A 12,764-nucleotide genomic window follows, 5' to 3' on the forward strand; every position below is an offset into this window, starting at 1 on the left:
CCTTCTTTATTTAAATTTATTTCTTTTTAATCTTAAATTGCTTAAACTGAAAATGCAGTGTACCGCTTGCTGAATTGATGGAGGACTGACCATGTATTTATTTATTGTAAACGAAAAATCGGGGAACGGCGGAGGCGGCCGGGTATGGAAAAAAATCCGCGAGGAACTGGAGCGCCGCGGCATCCCTTATGATCATATAATTACCCGCAGCGCGGAGGAAGCGCATTCATACCTGCAGGAGAAACTCATGCATCCCGATGGCCTGAACGCGGTGGGCGTCGTGGGCGGGGACGGGACGATTCACAGTCTGCTCCCGGCCATGCGCGGCTCAAGTATTCCGCTCGCCGTATTTCCTTCCGGTTCCGGCAATGACACGGCCCGCGGTTTCCGTATTCCGCGCAAAACGATCGACGCGCTGAATATTTTGCTCGAGGGGAAATTCCGGCAGGCCGATCTTATTTCGATCGAAGGCGGCAGCACGCTCACCGCTTTGGCCGTCGGCTTTGACGCCGAGGTCGCCGACAATGTAAACCGCAGCGCCTACAAGAAAATATGCAACCTGCTCGGCATGGGCCGGCTTGCTTATATTATCGGCGTCTTTCATACGCTGATTACCTTTCGGCCCGCCCCGTTGACCGTCGACTGCGACGGGGCCAAGTATACTTTCGCTTCGGCCTGGCTTGCGGCCGTAAATAACGTGACCTCCTATGGAGGGGGGCTGGCGATCTGTCCCGAAGCGGAGCCCGATGACGGCATGCTCGACGTTTGCGTCGTTCACGACTGCTCCCGCCTGAAGCTGATGCTGCTGTTTCCGACGCTGCTGTTTGGCAAGCATACCCGCTTCTCCTTTGTCACAATGCTGCGCGGGCGGAAAGTCGCCATTCAGAGCAGCTTGCCCAGAATGGCCTTGGGGGACGGCGAGCATGTCGCCTCCACCCCGCTTACCGCGACGGCGGATCCTGGCGCCGTGCGGGTCATATGCCAAAGCCAAAACGGCCTTGTGATATAGATATAACATTTACGGTGCAAAAAAACCTTTGGCGGGAAAGAATTCCTGTCCAAAGGTTTTACCTTTTCATCAAACCGGATTTGCAACCTGCCAGACGATCGGTGTCAGTTCAATTTGCTTGCCGAGCCAGTTCAGCGCGATTTTGCGGAACATTTCCGGGTCCCCGCTGCAGAAAAACTGGTGCACCGGCAATTCGCTCCCCCGCGCCAAACGCCCTTTCTGATGAAGCACCGTGCTGATCTCCCGGGCGGTTTCGTCCGCGGAGCTGATCAGCTTGACCGCCGGCCCCATCACTTGTCCTATTGCATTTGAAAGAAAAGGATAATGAGTACAGCCCAATATCATGCAATCGATCGGATATTGCTTAATTTCGCGAAGCGCTTCGGATACTACGTCCAGCGCCTCCGGCATTTCGTAGTTTCCTTGTTCCACCAGCGGTACCAGCGTCGGACAAGCCTCGCTGACGATTTCGATCGCCGGGTTCAATTCCTTGAGTGCGGTCGTATAAGCCCCGCTCCGGATCGTTCCGACCGTCCCGATCACCCCGACCTTGCCGGTCTTGGTGGCGCTGATGGCGGCACGGGCACCCGGGTAGATGACGCCGATCACCGGAATCGCGACTTTATCCTGGATGTAATCCAAAGCTGCGGCCGTTGCGGTATTGCACGCGATTACGATCATTTTTGGAGCGAATTGAATCAGAAAATCCACAATTTGCTCGGTAAACAGTTGCACCTCTTCCGGGGAACGGGGGCCATAGGGAGCGCGAGCGGTGTCCCCGAAATAAATAATCTTCTCTCTAGGCAGTTGTCTCATGACTTCCTTGACGACAGTGAGGCCTCCCACGCCCGAGTCTAGTATTGCGATGGCTTGCTGCACGAACATACCGCTTCCTTTTGCCAAAAAATTTGAAATACGTCTTCTTTACTACTTTATGAGTTTCCGGCATAAAGCGTACCTCTAATCTTACCCCATTTTTTGCGGGGGGACAACTAATGGACGGATTGCCAAATTTATGTTCTAGACGAGCAAAAAGACCCTTGCGGGTCTTATTGGCTCATATTCTGCAGATTAAGATTTTTGTTCCGGCTCAATATCGGCTGCGGCGGCTTCGTCTTCGGCAGACGGTTCCAAGCTCTCTTCCGCCTCGTCCGCTGCGTCTGCTTCCGCCGTCGCATAGGCTTCATCTTCCGCCACACCGATCACGGCCGTCTCTTCCGGTATCGTATCCTCCTCATCCGAGGCGGCAGACACCAGCACATCCTTGTCATCCTGTTCCGCATTCCCCTTGGCCGTGCGCCAGGCCTGATATTCGGTCACCAGGCTCTCGGCCGTTTCCTTGACCTTGCTGGCCAATTGGCTGCCCTGCTCGCTGACTTTCCCGGCAACCTCCTGCGTTTTCTCGCCAACCTGACGCGCACCTTCGGCGATATCCTTCCGCAGCTCTTTTCCCGCCTTCGGCGCAAGCAGCAGCGCCGTCACTGAGCCGACAATCGTCCCGATCGCGGCACCCCAAATCCAGCCTTTATTCCCTTTGCCCACGATTCATCTCTCCTTGTCCGGCACACTCCCGGGACAAACGGAACAGGGAACTTGCGTCCGGCCCCCGCTTCGCTATCGGCCGGTTCCCATCCTTCTTCCAGGGCGAATGCCTATATCGATAATGTATTATAAGCAAAACGGGCTTATCCCGTCACACTTCCCGAAAAAAATCTGGGCGAAAGTCCAAGCGAATTTTAAGAGCGGATGCCTTCCTTGTCCAAATACGCCCGCACCCCGCGAGCAAAGCGCTCCAGGGCCTGCGGCAGCGACTTCGCCATTTCATGCTCTCCGCTGCGGTCCCAGTCGAAATACTCCTGAACAAGCGGCTTCCGCAAGCCGACAAGTGTTCGGAGTACGGCGTGGAGATCGGCTTCGATCACTTTCTCGTCAAGAATAATATCGACGATGTCCTCATAACTGCTGGCATCCCGCATAATAAACCCGTCGATGAGATAGCTCCCCACATCCGTGACGATTTCGATCGCCAAATGAAGCGCTCTCTCTTCGGCAAACCGCTCCACCAGGGAAGGTTCCTCCGCCGAAACGGCGGCCTGAAGCACCTGCGTCAGTTCAGGAAGTATATTCAATCTACGCTCGATCTGTTCCCGGTTCACATAGTACATGGAGCTCGCCCCCTTATTCGTATGTAGGCCTAAAATTCAAAATCCACGGCAACCGAGCTTTCCCGCACCCGATTCATATACTCGATCACTTTTTGGTGTCCGGGATGTACCTGATATCCTTCCAGATCCTCCAGCGAATCGAAGGTCGCCACCAGCGCGATATCATAGGAGCGTGCGGACTTGACGACATCAATGCCGACTTCCAGCTCTCTAAGCTGCTCCACCTTGCCTTTCAGGCCGCGCAGCACTTCGGCCGCATCCGCGATGTTTTCCGTGGAGGCATCCTTTAATTTGAACAACACGATATGCTTGATCATTCCGCCATCTCCTTTTCCTTAACTATTCAAAATATAACATACCGGACAGGCGCAAGGAAGGTGGGAACGGCGGGCGAATGCGATTTACGTGAAAAGAGCGGCCCTGCCCAAAGTTCAAGGCAAAGCCGCTTTCCTTGTTTCGTTGTTTCCGCCGATTAGCCGTTTATGCTAAAAAGTTCGGAAGATAGTCTTTGTGGGCCTCCAGCATTTCGTTCAGCAACGCTTGGGCTGTCGAAACCGACGGGACGAGCGGATGATGAACCATCGCCTGCAGGGCGGTCCCGCGGTCCCCGGTCACCGCAGCTTCGATCGCTAGGCTTTCGTAGGTTTTGACCGCGTGAAGAAGCCCCTTGACCTGCCGCGGAATCCGCTTCGGAGCGAGCGGAATCGGCCCCTCCGCCGTGACGACGCAGTTGATTTCGATGCTGGCATCCCGCGGAAGAAAGTCATAAATGCCGCCGTTGGGCACATTTAAAGTCTGAATATCGTTCTTGCCGAGGTAGAGCGATTTCATTAATTGCACGGCCGCTTCGGAATAATAGGCACCGCCCCGCTGCTCCAATTGCTTCGGCTTCTCCTCCAGCGTCTCGTCGGCATAAAGCTCGAACAGCTCTTTTTCCACCCTGCTCACGACCTCGGCGCGGGTGCCGCCCTTGGCCAGCGCGGCCTTTTCCTCTTCAAGCATCTCCTCCGTCATATAGTAATACTTCAGATAATAAGTCGGAACGGCCCCCAAGGAGGACAAAAATTCCGGATCCCAGCCCAGGGTGGGCACATTTTTCGCCGTGTATTCCCCCTTCCCTTCCAGCAGCTCCGGCAGCCGGTCCTTGCCGTCAACCAGCGCCGAGGTCATCCAGTGAAGGTGATTGATCCCCACAAATTCCGGCAGCACCCGGCTTTCCGGGGTTTCGTAAGCCTCGGCCAGAAATTTCTTGAAGTTGATCGGCGAATTGCACAGGCCGACATTTTTCACGCGCGAATATTTGGTCACCGCCTCCGTCACCATCCCGGCCGGATTGGTAAAATTCAGCATCCAGGCATCCGGCGCCAACTCCTCGATGTCCCGGCAAATGCCCAGGATGACCGGGATCGTGCGCAGCGCCTTGAACATGCCGCCCGGCCCCGTCGTTTCCTGACCGATAACGCCATGGGAGAGCGGAATATGCTCATCCAGCTTCCGGGCCGCGAGCAGGCCGACGCGGATTTGCGTCGTGACGAAGTCCGCTCCCCGGATCGCCTGCCGCCGGTCCAGCGTCAGATGAACGTCGATCGGCAGTCCGGATTTCTTTACCATCCGTTTGGCCAAATTCCCTACGGTTTCAAGCTTCTGTCCGCCTTCTTCGATATCGGCCAGCCAAAGCTCGGAAACCGGCATCTCCCCGTACCCCAGAATAAGCCCTTCTACAAGCTCCGGCGTATAAGACGAGCCCCCGCCAATCACCGCGATCTTGATCCCGCGTTGTTTCGTCATTTCACATCGTCTCCCTTCAAATCGGCGTAAGATATGTTTCTCAGTCGGTCCAGCACCGCCGGTCCGGGGCGGTATCCCGCATGGTCCATGGCGCTGAGCACGGCTCCGGCGACGGGCTCCATGGTAATCTGAACCACTCTGGCGTTCGGAGCCGCAAGGCGTACCGGTTCCGCCAGCGCCTCATGCATCACGCCCGGCGCGCTCTTGGCCAGCACGCTTCCGCCCAGGACCACTTCAAATTCCTCCCCGGCCATGCCGAGCCGCCGGATCAAAGCCGCCGCCGCGTTGCCGAGCTCCGCACCCTCCTGTGCCAAAATAGCCGAGGCTACCTCGTCGCCCTGGGCCGCCGCCCGGAACATCAGCTCGGCCAGATGCAGCGGCGGTTCATAGCCGGCGTCCAGCGCCGCATCCAGCATGTCCGGCACGCCGGCAAACCCAGTCCGCTCCAGCACCAGGTCGTGGAGCAGCGTAGGCTTCCCGCGCCCGTCCCAGGCGCGGACCGCCGAGCGGAAGGCCAAATTGGCCAGCCCCCGCCCGGAGCCGTGGCCGTCTCCAAACATAAATCCGAAGCCGCCGTACTGAAGCTCGTCGCCCGCCCGGTTCCGCGCCGCCGCGTTGAATCCGGTCCCGCTAATGACCACCGCCCCGTAAGGGCGGCTGCTGCCGGCGCGCATCGCGATCATCGTATCGCAGGTGATGGCATGCCTGGGTATTGCGAGCCCTGCAATCATCGGCCGCAAAATTTTGTAATCCGGCTCCCGGTCCGCTCCCGCCAGACCGAAATAGGCAAATGCCAGATCGCCGGGAGCAAGGCCGGCTTCCTCCAGCGCCTGCGAGCAAGCCGACGCAATGTTGCGCTTTGCCTCCCGGAGATTAATCTGGTGGTTGCCGTTTCCGGCTCTCCCTCTCCCCACGACTTTGCCGCTTGCATCCGCAATCAGGGAGTAAGTTTTGCTGCCTCCGGCGTCCACGCCCATAAAAAAGTCCATCCGCCTTCTCCCCCTTTCCTCTTCAGCATACAAAAAAGACTATTGCAATTCCCCTGCAATAGTCTTGATCGCTGATACGATCTTACTGAATTTCTCATTTGGGCCGATGCGGCGGTTCGCCTTCGCCGCGAAGCCGCCTTCTTATCGCGCTCGGAGTAATCCCGATATGATGTTGAAAAAGCCTGTTAAAATTCGAAAGATTACGGAACCCGCTCGCCTCCGCTACTTCCAGAATGCTTAGCCCCTCCCGCTCGAGAAGCCCGACCGCATGCGTAAGCCGCAGTTGAACCAGGTAATTCATCGGGGAGGTGCCGACGATTTGACCGAACAGCGCGCTGAATCGCGAAGGGCTTAAATGAACAAGCTCGGCAAGCTGCTTTAACGTCCAGGGCCGGATCGGATCCGCATCCATGACCCGGATGCATTCGCGGATCCGCTCCACATGCCCTTCGCTCACGCGCCGGAAATCCTCCTGCTCCGTCTTGAGCCGCCGGTTCATTTCCGCAAGGAACAGGAGCAGCAGTCCCCGAATCGCCGACATGTACGACGGCTCCTTAGACTTATATTCCCTCATCATCTCCCGGATGTACGAGCCTAGCTTTGCGCTCGCGGGGTGCGTGTGCGGAACGTGATTGGAAAATTGCCTCCCGGTTTGACGGAAAGGGAGCAAAATATCGGGATCATACCTTTGCTCCGTCCCAAATAGGGAAGGCTCGAACATAACGATCGCCATTTCCAGATTTTTGCCCTCGTACGCGCGGTGGAGATCCTGGGAATCGATGATAAACAGGTCCCCTTCCCGGAACCGGTATTCCCGGCCCTGGATGACGTACATTCCGCTGCCGCCGATAATCCAGTTAATTTCCAGCGCACGGTGCCAATGCAGCCGTTGAAACGAAGGGCTTACTCCTTTCGTGCTGGATACCGACAGCGGAAAGCTTGACGGCAGCACGATTTCGTCCGGTTGAATCTTCGGGCGCGATGAAATGGAATCGGAAAGTTCCACCGGTTCATCCTCCTTCCTAACAAATCATGAGTCCGATCATATATCTCCATTTCCTATTGAACCATACGGTCTTTTTGCGGACAATAGCCGCCCCGGAATAAATGCATCCTTTGTTATCGCGCATTTCTTCACTTTGTCCAAACCCTATGAAACTAGCAAACATATCATATATTGTCTCCCGCAGCGGTCGGGAACGCCATAGCGCGCGAGACAAAAAACTTGGGAAAGGAGGTGAACACTTTGGGTATACTGCGAATCCTGCTGCCCACTCCTATGCGCAGGCGCATCCGAACGCTCGAAGCTCGTTTGGAGCTGCTCGCCATTCGTGTCGATCAGCTCGAAGCCATTCTGGAAGCGGAGTTCCCGGACCCGTTAAGCAAGGACAAACTGTCCGAAGCCGTGGGAAATTTCATGACGGTAACCATCGGCGAGGCGGTGATCCAAGGAACGTTGGTATCGGTCGAATCCGATTTCCTGGAGCTGAAAGATATTCGGGGTCACCCCGTCATCATCCCCTTCCAGCGCATATCCTCCATATCGTTCTGAACCATCCCCTTTATCCGGCAGCAATGCCGGATTTTTTTATATACCTGCTGATTTCAGGCATACCAAGGGGTCACGTATACCAATTGATTTGCTTCCAAAAAAAAGTCGACAATTTTTTAAAAAAACACTTGCAATGATATGCGCCCGCATGGTATATTATTTGAGCGGACAGATTTGATCGATATTCTTTCGAGAAGATTTGAGGGGCCTTAGCTCAGCTGGGAGAGCGCATCGCTGGCAGCGATGAGGTCAGGGGTTCGATCCCCCTAGGCTCCACCAAACAACTTCATACGGATCGTTAGCTCAGTTGGTAGAGCACGTGACTCTTAATCATGGGGTCCAGGGTTCGAGCCCCTGACGATCCATAATTACGAAAACCGGCAGAATTGCCGGTTTTTTGTTTTGCCCTCACATTCACGGATTCGCCCGGGATTGCCCGAGACCTAAAAAAGGCTGACTCCGATGGAATCCGCGGAATCAGCCTTTAAACACCTACTTAGTTTTCGCTCTTGTACGGATCGATCGTTTGAATCGTCCCGTCCTCGTTATACTTCAGTTCCGTAAATTTGACGCAGCGTTTGTTGTCCGCCCCGCCGGACAAAGAGCTGTCGTGGTAGAAAAGGTACCACTTATCCTTGAATTGGACGATCGAATGATGCGTGGTCCAGCCTACGACGGGAGTAAGGATTTTACCCTTGAAGACATAAGGCCCCTTCGGGCTATCGCTGACGGCGTAAACGATGCTGTGCGTCGTTCCGGTGGAATAGGATAAATAATACAAGCCGTTATACTTATGTACCCAAGGCCCTTCGAAATATCTTCTCTCCTCGTCCCCGGCCAGGATCGGATTGCCGTTGTCGTCCACGATCGAAATTTCGGCCGGGGCTTCTTTGAAGCTCAGCATGTCCTCGGTCAATTCCGCGACTTTCGGCCCGAGTGCCGGTTCGTCCGCCGCAGGTCCCTCGCCGTTATCGTTAAATTGGCCTGTCCGCCATTTCTCGAGCTGGCCTCCCCAAAGGCCGCCGAAGTAAAGGTACGCCTTGCCGTCGTCGTCTTGGAAGGCGGCGGGGTCGATGCTGAAGCTGCCGGGAATATAATTGGGCTCGGGCTTGAACGGTCCCGCAGGCGAAGAACCGGTCGCTACGCCGATACGAAAAATATCGTCATGATCCCTTGCCGGGAAATACAAATAGTAGGTGTCGTTTTTGAAAGCGGCGTCCGGAGCCCACATCTGCTGCTTGGCCCACGGAACATCCTTCAGGTGAAGCGCTTCCCCGTGATCCACGCAAGGCGCTCCTTCCCCGTCGATGGACAGGACATGGTAATCCTCCATATCGTATTGGTCGCCGTTGTCGTTCGAGACCATTTCATGATCCTGGTCATGGGAGGGATAAATATATATTTTGCCTTCAAATACATGCGCGGAAGGATCCGCGGTATAAATATGGGTTACTATCGGCTCATTGGGTTGCACAGGTTTTGTCACGTCTTTTTCCTCCTATAATAGTGTTAATAGTTAATCGCTTTCAAAGTCCATCGTACCAGAAAAACACGGCCGGGTGAATAAAGCAAAATATAGTTCGTATCCTGCAAACTTTACATCTTACAGCACATTCGAATCTTTTTCCTATAGGACATTCCTATAAGTCGAATTGCATTTATATATTTCCATTGATTATTGGCTTCCGGTAAAATGAGGCTATTCCCGATCGAGAGGAGAAAAAGATATGGGGCATGCCGATGTAAAAACTTTATTCGATGCTGTCGCAAAGGATTATGACTTGCAGCGCAGAGGGCTCATTCCCTGCTTCGACGACTTCTACGGAATGGCTTTATCTCTGGCCGAAAGCGATGCTTCCTCCCCGCGCATTCTGGATTTGGGGGCGGGCACCGGACTTCTTTCGGGCTTTCTGTGGCATAAATATCCGCAGGCTCATTTTACGCTGATGGATTTAAGCGAAAATATGCTGGAACAAGCCAAGCAAAGATTCCAAGGCAAGACCAACTTCGAGTATGTGGTTGCCGATTACACGGAATATCCGTTTGCGGAAAGCTACGATATCGTCGTCTCTTCCTTGTCGATCCATCATTTGACCCATCCGGCCAAACGCCGGCTGTTCCGTGCCGTTTACGGCGCTCTGGAAGACGGAGGCGTGTTCGTCAATGCGGATCAGGTGGCCGGGAACAGCCCGAGGGCCGACGCCTATTTCCGCAAGCGCTGGCTGGACGCGATCGGACAAAGCGGGCTTGCGCAATCCGCCATCGACGCATCGGTAGAACGCAGAAAGGTCGATATCAACGCCCGCTTGAACGACCAGCTCGCCTGAATGGAAGAGGCCGGGTTTACGGAAGTCGAATGCATGTACAAGTATTTGGATTTTGGAGTGTTTTTCGGCAGAAAATAGCGTGAGTTCAATTCATCCTTCCGTACGAAACGCTCATTTATGGTGCCGGATCATGTCCAAGAAATGCTCGGCGGCTTTGGACAGCGGCTCGTTATACCTAGTGCAGACGGCAATGCTGTTCACAAGGCTTATTCCTTCGACATGCACCCGGCATAACTCCCCTCGTTCCACGTATTCCCGCACGGCCATCGAGGATACGAAATTCGCTCCGTACCCGGCGATTACCGCCATAATGACTTCATGCAGCCCGTTAAACTGCAGCGAGATTTGGGGAGGGGGCGCATTGTACGTCCGGCACAGTGAAAACAGCCTCTCCCGCGTCGAACTCCCCTCCTCCCGCATCACGAACGGCTCCCTCATCATCTCCTGCAGAGAAACCCGCCGGTTGGCATGCTTGTGATCCGGGGCCACGACGAACCACAGCTCGTCCCTGATCAGCTCCTCCGTCCGGATCCCGCTTTGCGGCGTTTCCGGCAATCCCCCGTAAATCGCTATATCCACTTCCATATTCAACAGCAGCCTGAGCGCCTCGCTGGAATTGGTCACCCGAATCGTCATCTCCACCTCTTCATAACGCCGCTTAAACTTGGCCAGCCAGGCGGGAATGAGAATATGCGCGGGAAGATAGGTCGCCGCCATATTGATATTTCCCTTTGCGCCGCTACGATAATCCTCGCAAAACCGTTCGATTTGGCGCTCGGCCGCAAACAATCTCTCCGCCAGCACGGCCAGCTCCTGTCCCGCTTCGGTAAGCGCCACTCCCCGACCTTCCGGTTTCAACAGGGGTAAGCATAATTCCTTCTCGAATTTTTTCACCTGTGCGGTTACCGCCGGCTGACTGATGTGAAGCAGCTCCGAAGCGCGGGTCACGCTCCCGGTGGACGCGATGATGTGAAACAAGCGCAAAGCGTGCAGGTTCAATTTCAGCTCCTCCTTCCATTTCGACTCATATATTTAAGTTATGAGTTCAAGCAAAACATATATTATATTTATGATCTTATTCGATATAGACTGTGAATGAAAGTAAATTAATTTAACGGAAAAGTCCAGCGGTATGATGTCAAGTCCCTGATTCGTGTAAATTGGAAAAAGTTTTGAGGGTAACCTCCTACGAGTCAGGAAAAAAGGCATCACGAAACTAACCCAGTTGAAAATGGCGAGTATTTACCAAAAAATAACTGGGAATTACCGTAGGGATTCAGCTAAAGGAGGCGGTCAATCCTTAGCCGCATTCACCTTCCTTCGAGGCGTGTAAATTTGGTCGTTGCGTAGCAGCACATCGACCAGCCGCACAAGTTTTCTTGCCGTTAAGACGAGGGCGCGTTTGTGTTGGTGCTTAGGTACTTCCTTGTATTTCTTCCGGTAGTAATCGCCGAATTCCGGATCGCGGTTCTTCACCGAGTTGGCAGCTTCAACAAGGTAATAGCGAAGGAATCGGTTGCCGGATTTAATGCGTTTCGTATCCTCTGCGTCGAACGCACCGGATTGATGCTTACGCCAGACGAGACCGGCGTATTTGGCAAGAGCGGCCTGGTCGTCAAATCGTGTAATGTCGCCGATCTCCGAGAGAATGCCGGCGGCGTACACGGGACCGATGCCCGGGATCGTCTGCAATGTATTTGGGATTCCGCTCAGGATGCGCTCAATGGCCTGATCGAGTTCCTTGATCTGCGCCTGGATGCTGCGGATCGACTGGATCGATGTACCGAGAATGAGATCGATAGAATCCTCAACCACCTTAGAGAGGCGGTAAGACGCTCTGGCAGCCTTCTGGATGCATTTGGCGACTCGCTCTGGATCAGGGAAGCGATTCTTCCCGTGGTCCTTGAGGTAATCTGCAAGATCCGCCACGTCCATAGCGACGATCTCGTCAAGGCTATACTTTTCGAGCAGGAGTTCCGTTATTGCATGACCGAAGACAGAGCTGTCGACTTCGGAGGTAAAGGCGCTGCACTTGTAAAACAGGTTCGTCAAGAAGTACTGCTTCTCTCGCGTCAGATTATGAACGAGGTGGAACCTCATTCGGGTTAGACGCTGGAGAGCGATGTACTGCTCCTGCATCACCATGGTCATCGGCAGACGGCCGAAACGAAGACGATCTGCAATGAGCCAAGCGTCAATGTGATCGTTCTTATCGAGGTCGACATACGCTTCTTTAAACTTCGTGATGAGCTTTGGGTTGATCGTAAACACTTTGGCTTTCCGCTTCTGAAGCGCTTCATCTTCGTGAAGAAACATGGCAAGATGCCAACTGTACACGGAAGTCGCTTCAAGGCCGATATGAATCTCTTTGGAGGGCAGCTTGTCCGCAACAGCGACGATTTGATCGCGTAGGTGCGAAGCGCCTTCCAGGTTATTGTCCACGGTGAACGACTGAAGCGTGTCGCCTTCGCCGTTCATCATGCAGACCTTTAAATCTTTGGAGCTCACGTCAATACCGACAAATAGCTTCAATGGAATTCCTCCTTTCGTGTGGGATTCAGGGACTGGACTTTTCGGCATGCCCCTAGCGCGCTCGCAGCTCAATCACCCTCGCATATGAGAACATCCTTCGATCCACGAGCTGCCTCGAAGCTGCTATCTTCGAGCGTGGGTTGCCGAAGGGAACAGCCAGCGGGTAAGAAGTTCAAACGAGACGCCAGGGAAACAGACTTTTTATGTAGACGGTGCTACAGGAGTGAAAAGAGTTTCCCCGAATGATCCCTAAGGAATATTTTCTAGGGGCATCCCGAAAAGTCCAGTCCCAATATTCATTTTTCAAAGAACAACAAGCTGGAAATTTTAAAGGCTCGCTCCAGTCCCCTAAGGGACTGGAAATCCTTTAGAAGTTGGCTACAAAACATATGATACGAGGAG

The 12,764-nt window shown here is 54.1% G+C and carries 13 protein-coding genes and 2 tRNA genes; 5 read left to right on the forward strand and 10 right to left on the reverse strand.

All coding sequences use genetic code 11. The features are described 5' to 3' along the window. The first annotated feature begins 91 nt into the window (after positions 1–91). Entirely contained in the window at positions 92–1,009 is a 918-nt protein-coding gene (locus V3851_RS07010; protein WP_331845802.1) for a diacylglycerol/lipid kinase family protein, read from the forward strand. 69 nt (positions 1,010–1,078) lie between these two features. Here the strand turns inward: V3851_RS07010 and racE are convergent, their stop codons facing one another. From racE to V3851_RS07045, 7 genes are all read right to left on the reverse strand, one after another. Further along, positions 1,079–1,894 carry a glutamate racemase gene (racE, locus tag V3851_RS07015; RefSeq protein ID WP_331845803.1) on the reverse strand — a complete coding sequence of 272 codons (816 nt, stop codon included), beginning with the start codon at positions 1,892–1,894 and terminating at the stop codon, positions 1,079–1,081. A 186-nt stretch (positions 1,895–2,080) separates the two neighbouring features. Next, positions 2,081–2,551 carry a YtxH domain-containing protein gene (locus tag V3851_RS07020; protein ID WP_331845804.1) on the reverse strand — a complete coding sequence of 157 codons (471 nt, stop codon included), beginning with the start codon at positions 2,549–2,551 and terminating at the stop codon, positions 2,081–2,083. Between the two features lie 194 nt (positions 2,552–2,745). Then, positions 2,746–3,174: a DUF86 domain-containing protein gene (locus tag V3851_RS07025; protein WP_331845805.1), complete on the reverse strand. Its 429-nt coding sequence runs from the start codon at positions 3,172–3,174 to the stop codon at positions 2,746–2,748. A gap of 29 nt (positions 3,175–3,203) precedes the next feature. Next, positions 3,204–3,491: a Dabb family protein gene (locus V3851_RS07030; RefSeq protein WP_331845806.1), complete on the reverse strand. Its 288-nt coding sequence runs from the start codon at positions 3,489–3,491 to the stop codon at positions 3,204–3,206. 163 nt (positions 3,492–3,654) lie between these two features. Next, positions 3,655–4,962 (reverse strand): 6-phospho-beta-glucosidase, encoded by a 1,308-nt coding sequence (locus tag V3851_RS07035; RefSeq protein ID WP_331845807.1) that lies wholly within the window; start codon positions 4,960–4,962, stop codon positions 3,655–3,657. Further along, positions 4,959–5,951, reverse strand: coding sequence for an N-acetylglucosamine kinase (locus tag V3851_RS07040; protein ID WP_331845808.1), 993 nt, complete (start codon positions 5,949–5,951; stop codon positions 4,959–4,961). The genes V3851_RS07035 and V3851_RS07040 overlap by 4 nt, the downstream gene beginning before the upstream one ends. Before the next feature lie 94 nt (positions 5,952–6,045). Then, positions 6,046–6,957, reverse strand: coding sequence for an AraC family transcriptional regulator (locus V3851_RS07045; protein ID WP_331845809.1), 912 nt, complete (start codon positions 6,955–6,957; stop codon positions 6,046–6,048). A gap of 240 nt (positions 6,958–7,197) precedes the next feature. Between V3851_RS07045 and V3851_RS07050 the strand changes: the two genes are divergently transcribed. The 3 genes from V3851_RS07050 (at position 7,198) to V3851_RS07060 (ending at position 7,868) form a co-directional block, all read left to right on the forward strand. Continuing rightward, the gene (locus V3851_RS07050) at positions 7,198–7,503 is read left to right on the forward strand and encodes a hypothetical protein (protein ID WP_331845810.1); all 306 of its coding nucleotides are present in this window, start codon (positions 7,198–7,200) and stop codon (positions 7,501–7,503) included. A 203-nt stretch (positions 7,504–7,706) separates the two neighbouring features. Next, positions 7,707–7,782: transfer RNA gene (locus V3851_RS07055), tRNA-Ala, on the forward strand. Positions 7,783–7,795: 13 nt separating this feature from the next. Continuing rightward, positions 7,796–7,868, forward strand: a tRNA-Lys gene (locus V3851_RS07060). Between the two features lie 131 nt (positions 7,869–7,999). Here the strand turns inward: V3851_RS07060 and V3851_RS07065 are convergent. Next, positions 8,000–8,989 (reverse strand): glycoside hydrolase family 43 protein, encoded by a 990-nt coding sequence (locus V3851_RS07065; protein ID WP_331845811.1) that lies wholly within the window; start codon positions 8,987–8,989, stop codon positions 8,000–8,002. 241 nt (positions 8,990–9,230) lie between these two features. Here V3851_RS07065 and V3851_RS07070 point away from each other — a divergent pair, with 241 nt between their 5' ends. Continuing rightward, positions 9,231–9,830, forward strand: a complete 600-nt coding sequence (locus V3851_RS07070) for a class I SAM-dependent methyltransferase (protein WP_331845812.1) — start codon at positions 9,231–9,233, stop codon at positions 9,828–9,830. A gap of 111 nt (positions 9,831–9,941) precedes the next feature. On the opposite strand, the gene V3851_RS07075 is transcribed toward V3851_RS07070, so the two are convergent. Together V3851_RS07075 and V3851_RS07080 are read right to left on the reverse strand one after the other, a co-directional pair. After that, the gene (locus V3851_RS07075) at positions 9,942–10,829 is read right to left on the reverse strand and encodes a LysR family transcriptional regulator (RefSeq protein WP_331845813.1); all 888 of its coding nucleotides are present in this window, start codon (positions 10,827–10,829) and stop codon (positions 9,942–9,944) included. A gap of 294 nt (positions 10,830–11,123) precedes the next feature. Next, positions 11,124–12,362 (reverse strand): IS110 family RNA-guided transposase, encoded by a 1,239-nt coding sequence (locus tag V3851_RS07080; RefSeq protein ID WP_331845814.1) that lies wholly within the window; start codon positions 12,360–12,362, stop codon positions 11,124–11,126. Positions 12,363–12,764: the final 402 nt, after the last annotated feature.

The organism is Paenibacillus haidiansis (assembly GCF_036553665.1).
Classification (GTDB): domain Bacteria; phylum Bacillota; class Bacilli; order Paenibacillales; family Paenibacillaceae; genus Fontibacillus; species Fontibacillus haidiansis.

Excerpts from the sequence above, each read along its gene's own strand:
- racE (WP_331845803.1), bottom strand. The coding sequence starts at position 1,894 with ATGTTCGTGCAGCAAGCCATCGCAATACTAGACTCGGGCGTGGGAGGC.
- V3851_RS07070 (WP_331845812.1), top strand. The coding sequence starts at position 9,231 with ATGGGGCATGCCGATGTAAAAACTTTATTCGATGCTGTCGCAAAGGAT.
- V3851_RS07010 (WP_331845802.1), top strand. The coding sequence starts at position 92 with ATGTATTTATTTATTGTAAACGAAAAATCGGGGAACGGCGGAGGCGGC.
- V3851_RS07025 (WP_331845805.1), bottom strand. The coding sequence starts at position 3,174 with ATGTACTATGTGAACCGGGAACAGATCGAGCGTAGATTGAATATACTT.
- V3851_RS07035 (WP_331845807.1), bottom strand. The coding sequence starts at position 4,962 with ATGACGAAACAACGCGGGATCAAGATCGCGGTGATTGGCGGGGGCTCG.
- V3851_RS07040 (WP_331845808.1), bottom strand. The coding sequence starts at position 5,951 with ATGGACTTTTTTATGGGCGTGGACGCCGGAGGCAGCAAAACTTACTCC.
- V3851_RS07030 (WP_331845806.1), bottom strand. The coding sequence starts at position 3,491 with ATGATCAAGCATATCGTGTTGTTCAAATTAAAGGATGCCTCCACGGAA.